A 20000-nucleotide genomic window follows, 5' to 3' on the forward strand; every position below is an offset into this window, starting at 1 on the left:
GCGCTGGGGCACAGGGCGGTGCTGCAGGCGTTCCAGCCGAAGTGGTGCAGCTCGTCGCCGGTGTTGGGCAGGTCGCTCCAGCCCACCACCTGGCCATAGTGCGGCGAGGCGGTATCGGTGTCGAGTACGGCCAGCGCGTCCGGCCTGGTCGCCGACCGGTCGAAGGCGACGACATAGGCCAGTTTCTCGGCGGGTGCGCCGGCCGCGTCCCTGGGCGAAGGATAGAACGTGGGGTCCGGGGTCCAGAGGCTCATCCCTTCACGTATCCACCAATTTCCTACGTCAACCGGGTATGGGCCACGTTTTGTGAATGATCACGCAGCGCTTCAGTTCGGATGCGGGTAGTCCGGTGAGCGATGCTGGAAGGACAGGATGGCGGGGTTCTGGATGACGCCGTCACGGATCTCGATGGCTCGCCGGATGGTGTCGCCCTCGTCCCAGGCCTTGGGGCCGGTGAGCACCGTCCGCAGATGCGGCAGCAGGGACTCGCTGATCTCCCAGGTGGCGGAGTCCCACAGGTAGGACGGGCTGTGGTCGACGGCGTAGTAATGGACCTTGTCCCCCACCTCGAACATCGGCTGGGTGAACGACGTGGGCCGCGCCCAGCTGAAGCCCATCCCCTCATCGCACGACACGTCCACGATGAGAGTGCCCGGCGCGAAGGCGGCCAGATCGTCCTCGTTGACGAACATCAGCGGATTGTCGGTGTTCTGGAGCACGCAGTTGACGACGATGTCATGGTCGGCGATGAACGAGGCGAGCGGTATCCGGCCGCTGTCGGTGAGCGCGTAACTGCGGTTGGGGTCGTCGGCCTCGTGCTCGAAACGCACGATGCGCGCCGAGTGGATGGGAGAGGCGACCGCGGTGACGTCGCGAAAGGTGAGCAGATCGATGTCGTTGACGCCGTGCGCGTTCAGTGCCGTCACCGCGCCCCGGCCGGTCGCGCCGAAGCTGATGACGACCGCCCGCAGCCGCCGCCCGTAGTCGCCGGTCTTCCCGGTGAGCGCCAGGGCGTGCAGAACCGAGCAGTAGCCGGCCATCTCATTGTTCTTGTGCAGGACGTGCAGGTTGAAGCTGCCGTCACTGTTCCAGTGGTTCATCGCCTCGAAGGCGATCAGAGTGAGTCGCCGGTCGATCGCGAGCTGTGTCACTTCCTCATCCTGTACGCAGTGCGGCCAGCCCCACAGGATCTGTCCGTCGCGCAACTCCTTGAGGTCCTGGGCCAGGGGCTTGGGGAGCAGAATGACATCGCAGCGCGCCACCAGCTCCTCCCGTGACAGCAACCCGGCCACGTGCGGCGCCAGTTGCTCATCAGAGATGCCGAAACGCTCGCCGTAGCCGCGTTCGAGGTAGATGAGGTGCTGAAGATCGGCTTCGATCCGCTCAAGGTGCAGCGGGTGGATGGCCAGCCGGTGCTCGTTCTCCTTGCGGGAGTGTGCCACGACGCCGAGACTGAGCTGATCCATACGGGCTCCCTTGGGTTGACCCTATGTCTAGCAGGTCCACATCGGTGTTACGCGCAGTGGCCATCAGCGTGAGGGTTCCCAGCCTCGCCGAGGCGCGCGGGCGCTGGTGGGCTGGTCGGCGCGGCTGCGGTAGACGATGTAGGGGCGGGTCAGGTAGCCGATGGGCGCGGTGAGCATGTGCACCAGCCGGGTGAACGGCCAGATGGCGAACAGCAGCAGCGCGCTGAGCGTGTGCACCTGGAACAGGATCGGCGCACCGGCCATCAGCGCGGGATCCGGGCTGAAGAAGAAGATCGACCGGAACCACGGCGAGATGGTGGCGCGATAGTCGTAGCCGCCCCCGATGACGTTGGCCGCCACCGTGGCGGCCAGACCGAGCACGATGGTGATGCCCAGCACGGCGTACATGAGCTTGTCGTTGCGGGTGGTGTCGGTGAAAACCGGTCCGACGGTGCGTCGCCGGTAGATGAGTACGGCCAGGCCGCCGAGGGTGGCGGCGCCCGCGATGGTGCCGAGCGCGACGGCCGGAGCGGCAGCAAGCCCTCTACGAGGCGGTCACGTCCGCCTGCCCAAAGGTTCGTACCACCAGCCCGTGGCCGGCAGTAGCAGGGCTCCCCCGCACCGCCGGCCAGTGCTATGGGCTGCGATCGTGTCAAGTGCGGCGTCGCTCCTGTCCTTGGTCGGCCGGGCGGTTTCGCCGCGGTAAGTTGGGCGCGGCGGCGGGCGTGCGGGCGGATCGAGGTCTTTTCCGGCAGAATCGGTGTGGTCCTGTCCGGCGGGAACACCGCCTGGACCACGTTGCGGTCGCTCCTCGGCCGCGCCGAGACTGCTGGGGGAGATGGTGGTGTGCCTGGCCTGCACGCCTGGAGCGGGCAGCAGCCAGTAGGCGCTGCATGACGGTGTCGCCCTGTTCACCCAGTACATGAGCCCCCAGCGGATCGGCGCCATCGCCTACGAGGGCGCCGATCCCGCTGATGACCCACGATGACACGCCTCGGGGGCACGCACCCGCGCCGAGTACGGCCGCTGGTGCCGGCACGCGTGCGGCATGGCCTGCCTGCAGATGGCCCTCGATCACCGCGACGGGCACGCCCAGCCGCTGCTGGAGCTCCTGTACGGCTGCCGCGCCTACGGCGGCTACGTCGAGCACGACGACGGCCGGATCAAGGGCCTGTACTACGCGCCGTTCGCCGACTACGTACGCGCCGCACATGGCCTGCACGCCGAGGTGCACCCGCACCTGGCCGTCGCGGACCTGCCCGGCCTGCTCGCCGACGGGCACCTGGTCATGGCCTCGGTCCACAAGGAGATTCGCCGCCCCGAGCTGCCGGCTCCCGGCCGGGGCGGGCACCTGGTCCTGCTTACCGGCCACGACCACGGCCTGATGAGGGCGTACCTGCGCGGCACCAGACGCTGCTCAACGGCGCGGCCCCAAAACGCCAGCGCCTCCACATAAGGGACGGCGTCGCGGTGGCCGAGGCCGCAAAAGCGTGGAGGGCGGTCGCCGGAATGCCTGATCTTCATGAAGGTATAGCCTCCTCGGACGGGTTTGAAAATCGATGCCGAGCAACGGTGTAGGCGATTCCGTGGTCCGTCAGAAAGGCGGCTCATCGGAGAAGTCAGCGGGTCAAGGGCAGGAGGCGGGGCGGTGCCCGGGCAGCGGTCGCCCGCCAGTCAGAAGAAGGAGCCCCGCACCGGAATCAGTCCACCGTAGGTGGCCCCTTCGGCACACGCCCGCAACATCAGCTCGGCGGGGTCCCTCTGATCATCGGTGAGCCAGCCCGGCGGCAAGACCAGCAGCACCGCTTGACGGCGGGCTTTGCCCGCCTTCTTCCACTCAACGTCGACGTTTCCGGTCGCGGCATCGGCCCGCCACCACGCTCCTGCACCGCGGCGGGTGATCTCGGCGACGCGGCCGCGCTCCATCCGCACCTGCCAGCCCGCGACCTCCTCGATCCGGTCGCGTGTCAGGTCGACCGGACGCAGGCCCATGGTCAGCATGTCGGCCACATGTCCGAGGGTGCCGTAAGGGTGAAGCTGGCCAGGCTGGATGATCAGCAGCGGATAGATCGTGCTGTGGTGGCGGACTCGGCTGGAGGTGAACCAGTCCGGCTCCCGCCCAGCGGCCAGGCCCTGCGGCGCCGGATCGTCCCCCCAGATGGGCAGCCCCGCCGCGCGGCGAACCGCGTTAAGCCGGCCCTGCGCCCAGACGCGCGCACCCCCGCACGACGGGTGCGTCCACGCCGGAACCAGCAGATCGGGGGTCTGCTGCCCGCCGCCCGTCATCGAGATCGCCAGCCCCAGGTTGACCTCGGCCGTGGCCGTGACGTCGATCGGCTTGCCGCACAGCACACACGCCAGCGGCTGCCCGCCGCCCGCGCTGCCTTCGGCCAGCGCGAGAAGTTCGTGGATCTCCTCCTGGTTCAGCAGCACGTCCATGCCCGCGGCCACGTGGTAGACCGCCAGAGCCATCGCCACGCTCGAAGTGGCTTCCTCCCCCAGTTCCCCGCCTGGGTTCATCGCCGGGTTCGGGTGCGGTGCCTGTACGCATCTCTCCCAGGACGTCAATGAGGACCGGCACGAAATCGAGCACGTCCTCCAGCACATCTGCCAGGACCGCACGATCCAGGCCTCCCACGTGAACCACCAGCGTGCGCACACCGTCATCACTGTGATCGGTGGCCAACTGGTAGACGGCCGCGGTCGCATCACCGGAGAACTGTCCGGGAGGTCCTGGCAGCAGCGACAGCACCAACCCAACCAGGCTCGTGGCGGCCACCCGGTCACCGTCCAGCACCCGGTCAGCCAGGGCCTCCTGACAAGCGCGGCACCCGTCCATCACCGCACCGATCAACTGCCCGACAGCGTCCATGCGCACCAACCCCGGCCGTCCGAACGCGCTGGCGTCGATCGGCGGCACAACGGGGCCGCGATGCTGGTGCAGCGTCCCGGCGGCGACGTGAGAGAGAACTCGGTCATATCGCCCAGCTGCGTCGCCACGGTCATCGCCGACTCGCCGTTCACGGCAACGGCGCTGGCGACAGTGTCGGCTGGTCGGAACCTGCGCGCACGCGCATCCCCCTCGCACGAAGGCACGCACGCCGCTCCCTCCCGACAGGCCGCCCGGCCCCGCACGTCCACCGCATGGCGTTGCAAGCGGACGGCCCCCGCGCCGACGCGATGCGGGGGCCGAAGGTCTCCAGGCAGTGCTGGTGGCGTGCCGGCCGTGGTTCTCGCCGCCCCAGCGGCGGTCCTGGATCACACTTGCGCCGTCGGCGTGGCCCACATCGGCTCCGTCCGGGCACAGACGCCTGACGCTCATGGGGTTCGGCGACGCCAGATCTGGTTGAGGCGATCCTTGCAGATCGCCTGCAGGACGTTGGCGCCATGCGCGCGGCTGGCGTCCTGAACATCCAGGCACAGGCCGCTGTGCCGGGCGATCAGCTCGAAGGCGCCGGTGCCGCGCCATTTCGCCCCGGGCGGCGTCCGCATCCTCCACTGCTGGTTGTAGCCCGGCTCCCAGCACCTCGCCTGAAGGACGTTGGCGCCGTGGAAGCGGCTGGCGTCCTGGACGTCCAGGCACTTGCCGCTGTGCCGGGCGACGAGCTTGAAGTAACCGCTGTCGGTCGGCACGAAAGACCACTGCTGGTTGTATCCGCTCACGCAGTACGCCTGCAGGACGTTGGCGCCATGCGCGCGGCTGGCGTCCTGGACGTCTAAACATCTGCCGCTGTGCTCGGCGACGATCTCGTAGTAGGTGGTTTCGGCGTGGGCGACCCCGGGTGCGGTGAGGGTGAGGCCGGCGGCCGCGGCCGAGGCCACGGCGAGAGCACGGCGGATTGCTGCGAAAGACATGATCATTTTTCCTCTCATGTGATCCAGAGTGGGGGTGCGAAGCCGATTCCTCATCCGTCGCACAGGCGCAACGACCGCCCCAGGTCGACGATGAAGCGAGCCAGTGCGGCCCGTGCGCGAAACAGGTCGTGCAGTTCGGGAGTGGGGTCATGGTCAAGGAGCTCCACGGGGATCGCGGTCCACGCACTGCGCAGCACGAGCGCGGCGGCGTAGCCGAAGGAGACCTCGCGGGGGTCGGCGATTGCGGCCGTCGCGGCGGCGTAGGCGGCCTCGATCACCTCATGGACGGCGGGCAGGTCCGCGGGATCGAGCTCACCGGTGTGGGCCCGGCCGACCAAGAGCTGGCCGAGGTCGAAGCCCACGGCCGCCGGGTGCGGCCAGCTCCAGTCGACGGCCACGAACTGCGCCGAGCCGTCGGCCGGGACCAGCAGGTTCATGGGGCCGGCGTCGCCGTGCACGAGGGTGTGCGGCAGGCGCTCCAGCGCCTCCAGCAGCGGGCCGATCCGGTCGGCCAGAGCCAGCAGGTCGGCCCGCAGCAGGGGATCGGCATGCCGGGCGACCAGAGGGTGGCGCCAGGTGGCCGGGTCCCGCAGGATCGGCAGGAACAGCCTGGCGACAGGACCCGCGCAGAACCAGCGCAGCCCAAGGTTGAGCGGCTCGCGCGGCGCCGACGAGCGGCCCGCCACGGGCCGTGCGGCGGCCAGGTCGCCGAGCAGGCGGGCGGCGGCGCGGTAGCGGTCCAGGCCCCACGCGGTGGGCTCGACCCGCACGTCCTCCAGCCACATGACCAGCCGGTCGTCCCCCAGGTCCTCCAGCCGGTACATCCGGGGCAGCCGCAACCCGTCGGGAAGCGGGGAGCGGGCCAGGTAGGCGTCCGCGTCGGCCCGCCAGGGGAACTGCGCCAGCGCCTCGGCCCTCAGCTCCTCCGGCATCCGCGCGAACCAGGCCGAGTGCTTGATCGCGTGGATCGACTTGACGAAGAACGACCAGCTCACGCCGCTGGTCGTCGTGCCGCGCACGCGGTGGAGCGAGGCCGTCGACAGCGACCCGGAACCGTGGTGGACGGGCTCGACGCGCTGCTCGGCGATCTCGGCCAGCGGATCGCCGAGGCTCGCGCGGACGAGGTCGGTCAGGCCGGTGGCCGGTGTGTTGGTCATGGCTCCAGCCTGCCGAGCGCGATACTGCCTCGCATGAGCACGGCCTACTCAAATAGGCTTTCGCCGTGGCAGCCTCCTGGCCGTTCGTCGGGCGTACGGCGCAACTCGCGGCCATCAGGTCCGCCGACCGGGGCGTGGTCGTCGCCGGACCACCGGGCACGGGCAAGAGCCGCCTGGTGGCGCAGGCCGTACACGATCTCGACGGGGTGGCCTGGGCGCGGGCCACGGCGGCCGCCGGAGAGCTGCCGCTGGGCGCCTTCGCGCCGCTGCTGCCCGCCACGCCGCCCACCGGCAACCCGCTGGGCTGGGCGGCCGCCGCGCTGCGCGCCCCGGTGCTCGTCGTGGACGACGCCCACCTGCTCGACCCGGCCTCGGCCGCGCTCGTCCACCACCTCGTGACGCGGGGCGGCACCCGGGTGATCGCCACGCTCCGCAGCCGCACAGCCGTGCCGGACGCGGTGCACGCCCTGTGGAAGGACGGCCTGGTGCCGCGGCTGGAGCTGGAGCCGTTCTCCCTGGAGGACACCGCGGCCGTCCTGGAGGCCGCCCTGGGCGGCCGGGTGGAGTCGGCGACCGTGGCCCGGCTGTGGCGCGTCAGCCAGGGCAACGCGCTCTACCTGCACGAGCTCGTCCTGTCCGGGATCCTCATCGAGGACGGGCAGGTGTGGCGCTGGCGCGGGCCGCTGACGATCACGCCCACGCTGCGCGAGACCGTCGCCGCACGCATCGGTGACCTGACCGTGCGCGAGCGTGAGGCGATGGAGCTCCTGGCCTACGGTGAGCCGCTCGGCGCCGACCTGCTGGCCGTCCTGGGGTCCCTCGACGCCGTCCAGCAGCTGGAGGACCGTCAGCTCGTCACCGTGCAGCGAGACGGCCTGCGGCTCCAGGTACGGCTCGCGCACCCCCTGTACGGCGAGGTCATCAGGGACGGCTGCGGCGTACTGCGCGCCCGCACGATGATGCGCCGGCTGGCCCGGGCGGTCACCGAGGCCGGGCTACGACGGCGCGAGGACGTGCTCAGAGTGGCGCTGTGGCGGCTGGACGGCGGCATGAGCGGCGATCCCGGGCTGCTGCTGGCCGGCTGCGAGCGCGCCAGGGTCATCCGCGACCTGGAGCTGGCCGTACGGCTCGGACGCGCGGCCGTGGCCGCGGGCGGCGCGACGCCCGCGCTGGCCGCGCTCGGCACCGTGCTGTTCTACACCGACCGGCACGCCGAGGCCGAGGAGATGTACGCCGGCGTCTGGGCGGCGGAGATGGGCGAGACGGCCCGGATCGACCTCGGCGTGCAGCGCGCGCTGAACCTGACCGTCGGGCTGGGGGACGTCGCACGGGCGCGGGCCGTCCTGGAAGAGACCACCCGGCTGGCCCGCGGTGTCGAAGGACGGCAGGGCACGCTCATCATGCGGGCCGTGCTGGCCGCCCTCACCGGCGACATCGCCGCCGCCGAGGACCTGCTGGCACGGACGCGGGACATGGGCCCGCTCAGCCCGCACGGCCTGCGCATGATCGGCGGGGCCGAGGCGGCCGTCCTGCTGGCGCGGGGCCAGGCTACGGAATGCCTGGCCCGCGTGCAGGAGGCCGGCGCCCGGCTGGCGCAGCAACCAGACGCCATGCGCAGCCTGTCGGCCGCTCTGACCGGGTACGCCGCGAACGCCGCCCTGCTGCTCGGCGATCTGGACACCGCCGAGCGACTGGCCGACGAGGGATACGACCTGGGAGGCCAGTGGGGCAGCTGGACGCGGGCGATCCTGGAGTTCGGCGCGGCCAAGGCCCGCGTGCTGCGGATGCGCGGCCGGCTCACCGACGCCCTCGCCTGGGCCCGCGACACCGTCGTGCGGCTGCCCGTCCCCAGCACGCTGGCCGGAGCCTGCCTGGGCGAACTCGCGCACGCCTACGCGCTCCTCGGCGACGTCGCCGCGGCCGAGCAGGCGCTGGCGCGAGCGGAGGGCGCGGGCACGCCGATCGGCCCGTACGGCGTCCTGCCCCTGCGATTCGCCCGCGCGTGGACCATGGCCGGGCGCGGCGACGCCGCCGGTGCCGTCGAGGTCTGTTTGGAGAGCGCCGAGAGCGCGCTGCCGTGCGACGTGCCGTTCGCGCTGCACGACGTCGTCCGGCTGGGCCGCCCCGACCTCGTGGCCGCCCGGCTCGCCGCGCTCGAGGTCGACAGCCCGCTGGTCGCCCTGTTCGCGCGGCATGCCGCCGCCCGCGACGGCGCGCAGCTCGACGTGGTCTCGGAGGGCTTCGAACGGCTCGGCCTGCTGCTGTACGCGGCCGAGGCGGCCGCGCAGGCGGCGGCCCGCTACCGCGAGTCCAGGCTGTGGCGCGGCATGCGGGCGGCGCAGACCCGGGCCTGGCGGCTCTCCCAGCGCTGCCAGGGTGCCCGTACGCTCGCGCTGATGGACCTCGACGTCCCGGGCCTGACGCCGAGGCAGCGCGAGATCGCCGTGCTGGCCGCCCAGGGGCTGACGAACCGCGAGATCGCCGAGCGGCTCGTCGTGTCCGTTCGCACGGTGGCCAACACGCTGTACGCCATCTACGAAAGGACAGGCGTCAACGATCGCACCGCCCTCGCCTCCCTCCTGAGCGGGCCGCAGGGATAGTGCTGCCGGGTTCGGACGGGAGCTGACCGCGCTCGTTCGCTGGTAGCCGCTCGTGCCTCAGCCTTGGTCGAAGTGCGGCCCGGCCGCCTGCCGCAGGGTCTCCAGGGCGTCGGCGAGCAGGGGGTTGCCGTTGGCCTGGCGGTGCAGGGCGACCACGGTGCGGTGGGCGGCGGGCAGGTCCAGGCGCGTCGCCACGACGCGATCATCGGGAACATGACCCAGAGCGGGCACCACCGCCACCCCCAGCCGGGCGGCCACCAGGTGGCGGACCACGTCATAGTTGTTGCTGCGGAAGGTGACCGCGGGCACGAACCCGGCCGCCGCGCACAGCCGGGCCAGCGACAGGGCGCCGCCGGTGCCTTCGCGGCTGGTGATCCAGCGCTCCCCGGCCAGCTCCGGCAGCTCGGCACCCGGGGCGTGGTCGCGGGGCCGTAGCAGCAGCAGGTCCTCGCGCAGCAGGTGGTGGGCGGCCAGGCCGTCGGGCCACTGCTGCGGGGTGAGGCCGTACTCGTAGACCAGCGCCAGGTCCAGGGCGCCGTCGATCACCCGCGGGATCAGCTCCTCGGGCTCGCCCTCTTCCAGGAGGATCTCCGCGCGGGGGTAGCGGCGGGTGAAGGCCGACAGGGTGGGCGGCACCAGCCGTACGCTGGCGGTGGGGAAGCTGCCCAGCCGCAGCCGGCCGGTGGTGCCGGCGGCCAGTTCGCGCACCTCGTAGCCGAAGTCCTCCAGCGTGGCCAGCACCCGCTGGCTCAGCTCGACCAGCCGGTGCGCCGCGGCGGTGGTGCGCACGCCGCGCGCCTCACGCTCGAACAGCTCCAGCCCGGTGTCCTTCTCCAGCGCCGCGATCTGCTGCGACACCGCCGAGGCCGTGTAGCCGAGCTCGCGCGCCGCCAGCGCGAACGATCCGGTCCGGCACACCTCTCGCAGGGTGAGCAGATGCAGGGGTTTGATCATGCCGACTCCGCGCCGCCAGTAGAGCACCCCAAGCAGTTCTTGGGCTTTGGCGGGAAATCTATCGGTCTGCTGGGGCTTGGATTCACCCGGGATCGCCTCCATCGTGGACAAAGCCATCCGTACCTGGAGGAGATAACGCATGGTCATGGTCTCTCAAGGGCGGCTGCGCGCGGCGTTCGCGCGGCGCCTGTCGGAGATGTACGGGCAGGAGGTGCCCGCCTACCGGACGCTGGTGGAGGTCTGCCGGAAAGTCAACGACGGCGTGCTGCGGCGGGCGGGAGCCGGCGCCGAGCGGCTGGGCTCCATCGAGCGCGTCACCGCCGAACGGCACGGCGCCATCCGCGTCGGCACCCCGGCCGAGCTGCGGCAGGTCGCGCGGATCTTCGGGGCGCTGGGGATGCGCCCGGTCGGCTTCTACGACCTGCGTGAGGCCGCCGCCAGCGCCGTGCCCGTCGTCTCGACCGCCTTTCGGCCCGTCGCGGCCGACGAGCTGGCCGGCGATCCCTTCCGGGTCTTCACCTCGATGCTCACCCCGGCCGATCCCCGCTTCTTCGACCCGGATCTGCGCGAGCGGCTGGACAGGTTCCTGGCCGCGCGGCGGCTGTTCCCGCCGGAGCTGCTGGAGCTGGCCGATCGGGCCGGACGCCAGCGCGAACTGCCGCGCGAGCAGGCCGAACGCTTCACGCACCTGGCCGTCCAGGCGTTCGCGCTGGGCCGGGAGCCGATCGACCAGGCCTGGTACGAGACCCTGGAACGGGTCTCGGCGGTCGCGGCCGACATCGGCGGCGTGACCAGCACCCACATCAACCACCTGACGCCGCGCGTACTCGACATCGACGAGCTGTACGCGCGGATGACCGAGCGCGGCATCACCATGATCGACCAGATCCAGGGGCCGCCGCGCTGGTCCGGTCCGGACGTACTGCTGCGCCAGACCTCCTTTCGCGCCCTGGCCGAGCCGCGCGCGCTGCGCCGGCCTGACGGCGGCCTCACCACGGGATCGCTGCGGGTGCGCTTCGGCGAGGTGGAGGCGCGCGGAATCGCGCTGACCCGGGCCGGCCGCGAACGCTACGACGACCTACAAGCCAGAGCCGACGCCAACCTTGCCGACCGCTCGGCCGACCGCTCGGCCGCCCGGCTCGCCGGCGGCGTCGACGGCCGTGCGCGGGCCGCCCGGGCGCTCTGGGAGCGGGAGTTTCCCGCGACGGAGCGGGATCTGGCGGTCGAGCGGCTGGCGTACTTCACCTATCGGCCGGTGCCGGATCGCCCGCGTGACGGGCGGCGGCCCGGCACCGGGCTCGCCGACCTGATCGATCACGGCTGGGTACGCGCCGAGCCCATCGTCTACGAGGACTTCCTGCCCCGCTCGGCGGCCGGGATCTTCCAGTCCAACCTCACCGGGCAGGGCGTCAGGGACGACAGCCGCGCCGCCGCCGACTACGACAGCGACTGGCTCGCCGGCGCCATCGGGGCCGAGGTGCTGGACCCGTTCACCCTGTACGAGAGCCAGCAGCGGCGCTCGCTGGAGGACGCCGCCCACGCGCTCGGCCTGCCCGAGATCAGCTGACCCCCCGAGCCCGACCTCGTACTGCTACGGAGAACCGTTCATGACCACGACCACCCTGCCCGCCACCGGCGTCCTGCGCCGACGCGCCCTCGACATCCTGGCCCGCCTGGACGTCACCCTGAAGGAGGGCGACGACCTGCACGCCCGTACGCCGATCACCGGCGAGACCCTGCTCGGCCTCACCGCCGCGACGCCCGCCGACGCCGACGAGGCGATCGGGGCCGCGCACGAGGCGTTCCTGGCATGGCGCACGGTGCCCGCCCCCCGTCGCGGCGAGGTGGTACGCAGGCTCGCCGAACTCCTGCGCCGGCACCGCGACGACCTGGCCGACCTCGTCACCATCGAAGCGGGCAAGATCCGCTCGGAGGCGCTCGGCGAGGTCCAGGAGATGATCGACATCTGCGAGTTCGCGGTCGGTTTGTCGCGCCAGCTGTACGGGCGCACCATCGCCTCCGAACGGCCCGGCCACCGGCTGTCGGAGACCTGGCACCCGCTGGGCGTCGTCGGCGTGATCTCCGCGTTCAACTTCCCGGCCGCCGTGTGGGCGTGGAACACCGCCATAGCGCTGGTCTGCGGCGACACCGTCGTCTGGAAGCCGTCGGAGCTGACGCCGCTCACCTCCCTGGCCTGCGACCGGCTGCTGGCCGTGGCGGCAGCCGGGAGCGGCGTGCCCCGTGACGTGCACCGGCTGCTGCTCGGCGAGCGCGCCATCGGGGAACGGCTGGCCGACGACCGGCGGGTGGCGCTGGTCAGCGCCACCGGCTCGGTCGGCATGGGGCGCCAGGTCGGGCCGCGGGTCGCCGCCCGCTTCGGGCGTTCGCTGCTGGAGCTGGGCGGCAACAACGCCGCTGTGGTCACCCCGTCGGCCGACCTTGACCTGGCCGCCTCCGCCATCGTGTTCGCCGCGGCCGGCACCGCCGGGCAGCGCTGCACCACCCTGCGCCGGCTCATCGCGCACACCGACATCGCCGGCGACCTGATCGACCGGCTCACCACCGCCTACGCGAAGCTGCCCATCGGCGACCCGTTCGACGACACCACCCTCGTCGGGCCGCTCATCTCCGCTCAGGCCCACGAGGCGATGCGGCGGGCGCTGAGCGCCGCACGGTCCGAGGGCGGCGAGATCCTGGCCGGTGGCGGGCGCCGGCTCGCCGACGCCGCCCCCGCCGCCTACTACGCCGAGCCCGCCATCGTCCGCATCGACGCACAGCCGGGCAGCGACGGGCAATCGGGCATCGGCGCACAGCCGGGCATCGTCCGGGAGGAGACCTTCGCGCCCATCCTGTACGTGCAGACCTACCGGACACTGAGCCAGGCCATCGCCCTGAACAACGACGTGCCCCAGGGGTTGTCCTCCAGCATCTTCACCCGGGACCTGCGGGAGGCCGAGCGGTTCCTGGCCGCCGACGGCTCCGACTGCGGCATCGTCAACGTCAACATCGGCACCTCAGGCGCGGAGATCGGCGGGGCCTTCGGCGGCGAGAAGGAGACCGGCGGCGGGCGCGAGTCCGGCTCGGACTCCTGGCGCGCCTACATGCGCCGCGCGACCGGCACCGTCAACTACTCCGACCAGCTGACCCTCGCCCAGAACGTGAGCTTCCTCTAACAACCGCACCACGACCCAGACCAGCGATCCGGCCCACACCACCGGACCTGACCATCGGCCCTGCGGCGACCTGCCGCTCGACCGAGCCCACGTCATCGGCGGCTGCTCCTCCCACAACGGCTGCTCCCAGACCGTCGGCCACGCCATCGACTACCGGACATGGGGACCGTCCTGGACCGACGCCTCGCTCACCGAGCTGATGCGGCACGCGGCTGCCAGACTGCGCGTCCGCCGGGACTCCGACGACGACCTCACCCGTTCCAGGCGGCGGCGATGGAGGCCATGATCCTTTGTGGCGTACCGCGCACGGATGACCTGGACGACCTCTTCGGCGGCGCCGGCTGCGGACCTTCACCGGTCAACAACCCTGACGGCGTCCGCTGGAACAGCGCCTTCGCCTACCTGGACCCCGTACGCGACCGCCCGGAGCCGGGGCGGAGCGATCGGCGGCTGCGCGTGGTGGACCACGCGCTGGTCGACCGCCTCGAACTCCACGGCTCGGTGGTCCACCGCGCACACGTACGCCACGGGCAGGAGCGGCTCACCATGGACCACCCCACCCTGGAGTTGCGGTTCGCCGCGAGCGAGGAACTGGTACGACGGCTCGCCGACTACAAGCGCGGGCGGCCGGTCCCGGACGAGCAGGTCATCGGAAAGGCCCTGTCGACCGGCGGCCGCGCACCCTACGACCTGCATCTCCTCCCGTGGACCGGCAAGGAGCCCGGAGGCTGGACCTGCGTACTGCCCGCCGCGTGTCTCACGCCGCGATCCCGGGGCACGCTGCGACTGACCTCACCCGACCCCGCGGCCAGACCCCTCATCGACCACGCGTACCTGACGGACCCCGGCGGGAGCGACCTTGAGGTGCTGCGGCACGGCATCGGCCTGTGCCGACGCATGGCCACCTCACCGGCGCTGGCCCCTCTCTTGGGACAGCCTCTCGACGAGTTCACCGCGGCCTGGCTGGAGGAGTTCGCCGAGGACCCGCGCGACGGACTCGCCAGTCATCGACGCGAGAGGCGCGCCATGGATCCGCGCGACGGGCTTGCCGCGGATCCCTCCCGCGACCAACCCGCAGGTCTGTCCGGCGGCAAGCTCACGGGCCCGCGCGAGGCCGCGATGCGCGCCGCCGCCGCTCACTACTGGCACCCAGTGGGCACCTGCGCGATCGGCACCGACCCGGCCGCGGGAGCCGTCGTCGACGCCACCGGGCGGCTGTACGGCAGCGACAACCTCTGGGTCATCGACGCCTCGATCATCCCGGTGATCCCCCGGGCCACGACCAACCTCCCGGTCGTCGCCCTCGCCGAACACCTTGTCCGCACCCTGCTCTGAGACTCCGCAACGGCGCTACCGGGCCGATCCAGGCGGGCGCATCAGCCGGCCGAGCCGGCCGATGGCGCGCCCCGGCTTGCCGACCCGCGAATCGGAGGGTTTCGGGTCGGCGGGGCTCAGGAGTGCTCGCCCTTGGCCAGGGCACGCGCCGTGAACCGCTCGGCGTCGATGATCACCCGCTCGTGCGTACCCTCCCCGATGACGTCCACCCCGTCACCGGCCGCCACCTCGAACCGCAGCCGCCGCCCCTCCACCGACACCAGCCGCACCCGGCAGGTCACCGTCATCCCCGCCGGCGTGGGCGCCTGGTGGGTGATGTCGACGCGTGTGCCGACCGTCTGCTCGCGCGGCCAGTCCAGGTACGGCAGGACGGCCCGCACACACGTCCACTCCAGCAGCCCCACCAGGAACCCGGTGGCGAACACCGGCGGCATCACCCCGAACTCCGCCGACTCCGGATACAGCCCCGCCACGATCTTGTTCTCCGGCACCAGGAACGCGAACTCGTGCTCCAGCCCCGCGACCAGCCCTTCAGCCATGTACACCACCGATCATCCGGGCGGCCGCGGCCTTGGCCCGCAGCATCGCCGACCGATCCCCATCCACCACGACCCGGGCATTGGCCCCGTCGATGAGCAGCAAAAACGCATAACCCAGCCCGTCAGGGTCGGCCAGCCCGGCCTGCTCGGCCAACTCGGTCAACCGCTGCCGCAACCACCCCTTGTACGCGGAGATCACCTTGCGCGCCGGATGGTCCGGATCGGGCAGTTCCACCGCGGCGTTGGTGAACGGGCACCCGCGAAACCCCTCGCTCCCATGCCCCCGCGCCAGCCAGTCGAACACCGCCAGCAGCCGCTCCTCGGCCGACCCGCCGCTGTCGAGAAGGAACGCGGTCAGCTCCGTCTGCCGTACGGCCCGCCGCCACTCCAGTACGGCGGCCACCAGGTTCTCCTTCGACCCGAACTGGGCGTACAGGGTCGGCTTGGACACCCCGGCCCGCTCCACCAGCGCGTCAACGCCGGTGGCCCGGATCCCCTCGGCGTAGAAGACCTCGGTCGCCACTTCCAGCAACCGCCGCCCGCCGGGACTGTACTTCTCCACCCCGCCATACTTACAGGTCTGTAAACCCGGCACAATCGTCCGCCTCTCGCCGACGCGACCAACTCGGGGAGGCTGTTTGCGGGCTCATCGCTCGGCGTGCGGCGCCCGGCAACGGTGAGACGAGCCAGCAAGGGCGGCTACGGCGAACACATGCCGACATCGGCCTGGCGGAAGGTTGCGCCACGCACCTCGCCGCTCTCGTCGAACCCCTAAGGGCCATCGCCGCCCGCCGAAATGCCGTGCGCGGTGCCATAGCTGGCAGGCCACGTTCAGCCATGCGGCGGTGCCGATTGGCGACCGGCCGCGGGTGGTACAAGCGCGCCCACGCCGACGTAGCCGAAGGCGCTAGCGCACCCAGCCGGTGTAGCGGCGACCGCCCTTCGGCTCCTCGCGCCATCCGGAACGGCGCCCTCCACCATCGGGTTCGAGTGCGGCCGAGACCGCCCGGACGAGCCAGGCGTTGACGGAGAGTCCTTCGCGACCGGCCGCCTCCTCGATGCGCGGCTTGAGGTGCTCGGGGACGCGCAGCGAGATCCGCGACGTGCCACCGTCCTCACCCTCCTGCGGCACCCCCACACCGGCCGGCGCCCCAGCCTCCGAAGCCCCCCGGCCTCCTGGAGCACCCGGGCCGCCCGAAGCCGTCCGCCGCCGACCACCCGCCACACCGGGCAACGCGTCAAAACCGCCCTCACCCCCGTCCTCGAAGGGGCGGTCCGTGGGCGGCGGCGTCACGACAAAGGAGGGGTCGCGCCCGCGCAACCGTACGTCGACCGAGCCCGGTGCGAGCTCCCGGGTGATCTCGTCGGCGGCGGCGGACAACGCCTCCAGCAGAACAAGCCGCGTCGCCGACTCCAACGGCAAGGTGAGGCGCTCGGCGAGGGCGCGCGCGTCATCGCCACCCGCCTCAGCGGCGACCGCGAGTTCGCGGCGCAGGTTGTCGACGTACGGCGCGAGATCCATGACATCACTATGACGCCATAAAGGCGCCATAGCAACTCTGCAGCTGGCGTGAAGCGCCGTTCACCTCTGACGTCATCGCCCGTGTACGGCTGCCGCCATCACTCCAGCCGGATCGTGTCAGTACGGGACACGACCTCGCAACCGGCCGCGAATATAGCAGGATGATCACCCGGGGGACGGCGGCGCGAGCTGCCGCCCCGGCAGCGACGGAGGCATGACCTACCCCGCAGGCAGCATGGCTTGCCGCCCGGCTAGCGCGACTCGCCCCTCAGACACCGCGGCTTGTCGCCCAGCCAGCGCGACTTGCCCCTCAGGCGCCGCGGCTTGTCGCCCGGCTAGCGCGGCTCGTCTCTCAGGCACCGCGGCTTGTCCCAAAGACTCCGGCCGTTCGAACTCACCCGCGGCGATCATCATGCCGTTAACCGGCGCCGGGATACCGTACCCAGATGGAAACCGTCACCCTGGACCGCCTGGACCGCTGCCTGGCACACGCGCTCCAGATCGACGGCCGAGCACCCTTCAGCAAGATCGGCGAAGTGCTCGGCGTCTCCGAGAACACCATCGCCCGCCGATACCGGCGACTGCGTTCGGCCGGGATACTCCGCGTCGTCGGCGTGGTCGACGGGCTCCGGCTCGATCACGTCTCCTGGGCGATCCGGCTGCGCTGCACACCAGACGCCGCGAGCGCCGTCGCCACCGCCCTGGCACGCCGCAGTGACACCGCCTGGGTGAGCCTGCTCTCCGGCGGTACCGAGATCGCCTGCGGCACACTGGCCCGCACGCCAGCCGAACGCGACGCCTTCCTGCTGGAGAAACTCCCCCGCAGCCGGCAAGTGGTGGGCGTCACCGCGCACCGCATGCTGCACAGGTTCGCGGGCGGCCCGGCAGGCTGGGCGGGCCTGCGGGCGCTGTCCGCCGAGCAAGCAGCCGCACTCCTCGTTGATCCCACCGTGCATGCGGAAACCGCCCCGCCCATCGACGAAACCGTCCAGCTCGACGAAGCGGACCACGCGCTCCTGGAGACCCTGTCGAAGGACGGGCGTACCACCCATACCGACCTGGCCGCGATCACCGGCTGGTCGGAGTCGACCGTACGACGGCGCATGGCACACCTGCGGCAGGCCGGAATCCTCTACTTCGACGTCGACATCCCACCCGAACCCCTCGGCTTCCACGCCGAAGCCTGGCTGTGGATGTCCGTGAAGCCCGCCAAACTCGCCGCCGTGGGCGAGGCCCTGGCCCAGCACCCGGAGGTCACGGTCGCCGCCGCCACCACAGGTCCGGCCAACCTCTTCGCCGGCGTCACCTGCCGCAACTCCCGCGACCTGTATCGGTACCTGACCGAGCGCATCGGATCCTTGAAGGCCGTACGGCATGTAGAGACGGCGCCCCTGATCCGGACCGTCAAGCGAGCAGGCGCCATCCTGCCCGGCTTCCACTAGGAGGGACACGGTCCAGGAGGGACCCGGTTCCCGCCGGGAGGAGTCCGCCTTCCCGCAGGGGGTCCGGCCGGCCTCCGCCGAGAGAGCCCCGGCCTCCGGCAGGAGAGGCCCCGCCTCCGGTAGGAGAGGTTCGGCTTCCGCTAGGAGAGGTTCGACCCGACCTGAGACCGCTCGCCGGATTCCGGCTGATTGCCTGCCCATCATGCCGGAAACCACCGCATCACAGCACCTGGATCGCCCTCGCCCGGGTCCGACGCCGACAGTTGCCGATGACCAGAAGGGAATCACCACCATGCATGTGATCGTCATCGGCGCCGGACTCGGCGGCCTGTGCTTGGCCCAACGACTGCGCCGTCTCGGCATCAGCGTTTCCGTACACGAGCGAGACACCACGCCGGTCTTCCGCCACCAGGGCTACCGCCTCCACATCAACGCCGACGGCCGGCGCGCCCTCGAACACGCCCTCCCGCCACAGCTATGGCGACTCTTCCTGGCCACGGCGGGGACGCCTGGCCCCCGCTCGGTGTTCCTCGACGAACAACTCCTTCCGCGATGGACGGCGGAGGCGGGCTCCGGGCCCGCGCCCCTGGCGGCCGACCGGCTGACCCTGCGTCAGATACTGCTGTCCGGACTGGAAGACGTTGTCACCTACGGCAAGACATGCACCGGCTTCGAAACCACCCCGACCACCGCCACCGCCACAAACCACACCGTCATCGCGCGCAGCCGCATCACAGCGAACGGCCGTGACACCGCCGCGAACGATCCGGTTGCCACCGCGAACAGCCGCACAACCGCCCACTTCGCCGACGGCAGCACCGTGACCGGCGACGTGCTGGTAGCCGCCGACGGCGTGAACTCCGTCATCCGCCGCCAGTTCCTCCCCCACGCCAGCGTCATCGACACCGGCCTGCGCCAGCTCTACGGCAAGATCCCCTTGACCGCCCAGACCAGAGCGCTGTTCAGCGACGACATGTTCAACGTCTTCACCGCGATCGTCGGCCCAGGCGGCGCCTTCGTCGGCGTGGCTCCAGTGGAGTTCCCGGAGCCGATGAACCAAGCCGTAGCCCGGCACGCCCCCGACGTCCAGCTCCACGACGTACGGGACTACATGACCGTCAGCTTCGGAACCCGCCGCGAGCACCTCCCCCGCACCGACGACGAACTCCATCGGATGACCGGCACCGAACTCCGCGCGATGGTGCTGGACCTGATCGACGGCTGGCATCCCCGCGTCCAGCGCATCGTGCGGGAGTGGGATCCGGCCAGCATCTTCCCCGCCATCCTGCGTACCAGCGTCCCCATCGAGCCATGGCCCACCAGTGCCGTCACCCTGCTCGGTGACGCCATCCACGCGATGAGCCCGGCCGGCGGGGTGGGCGCCAACACCGCGCTGCGCGACGCGGCCACGCTGGCGGACGCACTGAACGAGGCGGCACACGGACGCCCGCTGGCCGCGGCGCTGGGCGAATACGAAGCCGCGATGACCGGCTACGGGTTCGCCGCAGTACGCGCCTCCGCCGACAACGGCCACCGCTTCCTCGGCCAGAACCCACTCCCACCGCATGAACCCCCGGGCCACCGCCCCTACAGAGGCCCCTTTGGCGCTGACTCGGACACCTGAGAGCCAGCAACCCGCCGACCCTGGTAGCAGGGCAATCCGCCGGTAAGCGCCGAAAGGCCCGGTCCACCGCTTCCTGCCAGTGGGGCGGTGACCGGTTCGTCGCCCGATGTGGTGGCTGGGGAGCAGCAGGCTGAGTCGGTCTCCTTGGTCAGGGTGCCGGCGTCGCCCTTGCCCCTCGTGAACTGGTAGACGTTGGCCGACGTCCGCCACCATCGGCGAGCCTGCGGACGAGGTGGACGTTGGACGGACCCCGGCGTCGACCTGGCCGGCCCGCACCCCGACGATCTCCTGGAAGACTCCCGGTCGTACAACCAACAACCCCATGCCCCTCCG

General features: G+C 71.5%; 16 protein-coding genes and 1 pseudogene. 7 read left to right on the forward strand and 10 right to left on the reverse strand.

Going from position 1 to position 20000, the window contains the following annotated elements:
- The 3 genes and pseudogenes from AB0B64_RS48525 to AB0B64_RS48535 form a co-directional block, all read right to left on the reverse strand.
- Window positions 1-254, reverse strand: a 254-nt coding sequence (locus tag AB0B64_RS48525; protein ID WP_358194078.1) for a selenium-binding protein SBP56-related protein, incomplete at its 3' end; no start/stop codon positions are given.
- 72 nt (window positions 255-326) lie between these two features.
- Complete coding sequence (locus AB0B64_RS48530; RefSeq protein WP_357952882.1) at window positions 327-1466, reverse strand: N(5)-(carboxyethyl)ornithine synthase; 1140 nt, start codon at window positions 1464-1466, stop codon at window positions 327-329.
- A 63-nt stretch (window positions 1467-1529) separates the two neighbouring features.
- Window positions 1530-1988: pseudogene (locus AB0B64_RS48535) on the reverse strand (respiratory nitrate reductase subunit gamma); the annotation flags it as partial.
- 541 nt (window positions 1989-2529) lie between these two features.
- Between AB0B64_RS48535 and AB0B64_RS48540 the strand changes: the two are divergent.
- The gene (locus tag AB0B64_RS48540) at window positions 2530-2922 is read left to right on the forward strand and encodes a hypothetical protein (protein WP_358194091.1); all 393 of its coding nucleotides are present in this window, start codon (window positions 2530-2532) and stop codon (window positions 2920-2922) included.
- A gap of 218 nt (window positions 2923-3140) precedes the next feature.
- Here the strand turns inward: AB0B64_RS48540 and AB0B64_RS48545 are convergent, their stop codons facing one another.
- The 3 genes from AB0B64_RS48545 to AB0B64_RS48555 all read right to left on the reverse strand — a co-directional run bounded on the left by AB0B64_RS48545 (window position 3141) and on the right by AB0B64_RS48555 (window position 6478).
- Complete coding sequence (locus tag AB0B64_RS48545; protein WP_358194100.1) at window positions 3141-3944, reverse strand: hypothetical protein; 804 nt, start codon at window positions 3942-3944, stop codon at window positions 3141-3143.
- 840 nt (window positions 3945-4784) lie between these two features.
- A complete protein-coding gene (locus tag AB0B64_RS48550) occupies window positions 4785-5321 on the reverse strand; it encodes an RICIN domain-containing protein (RefSeq protein WP_357952886.1) in 537 nt (178 codons plus the stop codon).
- 50 nt (window positions 5322-5371) lie between these two features.
- Window positions 5372-6478 (reverse strand): hypothetical protein, encoded by a 1107-nt coding sequence (locus tag AB0B64_RS48555; RefSeq protein WP_357952889.1) that lies wholly within the window; start codon window positions 6476-6478, stop codon window positions 5372-5374.
- Between the two features lie 65 nt (window positions 6479-6543).
- Here AB0B64_RS48555 and AB0B64_RS48560 point away from each other — a divergent pair, with 65 nt between their 5' ends.
- Window positions 6544-9078 carry a LuxR C-terminal-related transcriptional regulator gene (locus AB0B64_RS48560; RefSeq protein WP_358194125.1) on the forward strand — a complete coding sequence of 845 codons (2535 nt, stop codon included), beginning with the start codon at window positions 6544-6546 and terminating at the stop codon, window positions 9076-9078.
- Between the two features lie 57 nt (window positions 9079-9135).
- Here AB0B64_RS48560 and AB0B64_RS48565 read toward each other — a convergent pair whose 3' ends face one another.
- Window positions 9136-10179, reverse strand: a complete 1044-nt coding sequence (locus AB0B64_RS48565; protein WP_358194134.1) for a LysR substrate-binding domain-containing protein — start codon at window positions 10177-10179, stop codon at window positions 9136-9138.
- Between AB0B64_RS48565 and AB0B64_RS48570 the strand changes: the two genes are divergently transcribed.
- The 3 genes from AB0B64_RS48570 to AB0B64_RS48580 all read left to right on the forward strand — a co-directional run bounded on the left by AB0B64_RS48570 (window position 10172) and on the right by AB0B64_RS48580 (window position 14540).
- Window positions 10172-11599 (forward strand): DUF1338 family protein, encoded by a 1428-nt coding sequence (locus tag AB0B64_RS48570; protein WP_358194151.1) that lies wholly within the window; start codon window positions 10172-10174, stop codon window positions 11597-11599. The two genes, AB0B64_RS48565 and AB0B64_RS48570, sit on opposite strands and share 8 nt — an antisense overlap.
- A gap of 40 nt (window positions 11600-11639) precedes the next feature.
- A complete protein-coding gene (locus AB0B64_RS48575) occupies window positions 11640-13205 on the forward strand; it encodes an aldehyde dehydrogenase family protein (RefSeq protein WP_358194163.1) in 1566 nt (521 codons plus the stop codon).
- A 273-nt stretch (window positions 13206-13478) separates the two neighbouring features.
- Window positions 13479-14540, forward strand: coding sequence for a GMC family oxidoreductase (locus AB0B64_RS48580; RefSeq protein WP_357952898.1), 1062 nt, complete (start codon window positions 13479-13481; stop codon window positions 14538-14540).
- Between the two features lie 116 nt (window positions 14541-14656).
- Here the strand turns inward: AB0B64_RS48580 and AB0B64_RS48585 are convergent, their stop codons facing one another.
- The 3 genes from AB0B64_RS48585 to AB0B64_RS48595 form a co-directional block, all read right to left on the reverse strand.
- Window positions 14657-15079, reverse strand: coding sequence for a thioesterase family protein (locus AB0B64_RS48585; RefSeq protein ID WP_358194184.1), 423 nt, complete (start codon window positions 15077-15079; stop codon window positions 14657-14659).
- Window positions 15072-15641, reverse strand: a complete 570-nt coding sequence (locus AB0B64_RS48590) for a TetR/AcrR family transcriptional regulator (RefSeq protein ID WP_357952902.1) — start codon at window positions 15639-15641, stop codon at window positions 15072-15074. Before AB0B64_RS48590 ends, AB0B64_RS48585 begins: the two co-directional genes overlap by 8 nt.
- A gap of 345 nt (window positions 15642-15986) precedes the next feature.
- Complete coding sequence (locus AB0B64_RS48595) at window positions 15987-16601, reverse strand: hypothetical protein (protein ID WP_357952903.1); 615 nt, start codon at window positions 16599-16601, stop codon at window positions 15987-15989.
- A gap of 446 nt (window positions 16602-17047) precedes the next feature.
- Here AB0B64_RS48595 and AB0B64_RS48600 point away from each other — a divergent pair, with 446 nt between their 5' ends.
- Both AB0B64_RS48600 and AB0B64_RS48605 read left to right on the forward strand, forming a co-directional pair.
- On the forward strand, window positions 17048-18043 hold the full coding sequence (locus tag AB0B64_RS48600; protein WP_358194204.1) for an Lrp/AsnC family transcriptional regulator: 996 nt from the start codon (window positions 17048-17050) through the stop codon (window positions 18041-18043).
- Between the two features lie 292 nt (window positions 18044-18335).
- Window positions 18336-19667 carry an NAD(P)/FAD-dependent oxidoreductase gene (locus tag AB0B64_RS48605; protein WP_358194213.1) on the forward strand — a complete coding sequence of 444 codons (1332 nt, stop codon included), beginning with the start codon at window positions 18336-18338 and terminating at the stop codon, window positions 19665-19667.
- Window positions 19668-20000 lie beyond the last annotated feature (333 nt).

The sequence above is a fragment of the Nonomuraea sp. NPDC049129 genome (assembly GCF_040648495.1).
Lineage (GTDB): Bacteria > Actinomycetota > Actinomycetes > Streptosporangiales > Streptosporangiaceae > Nonomuraea.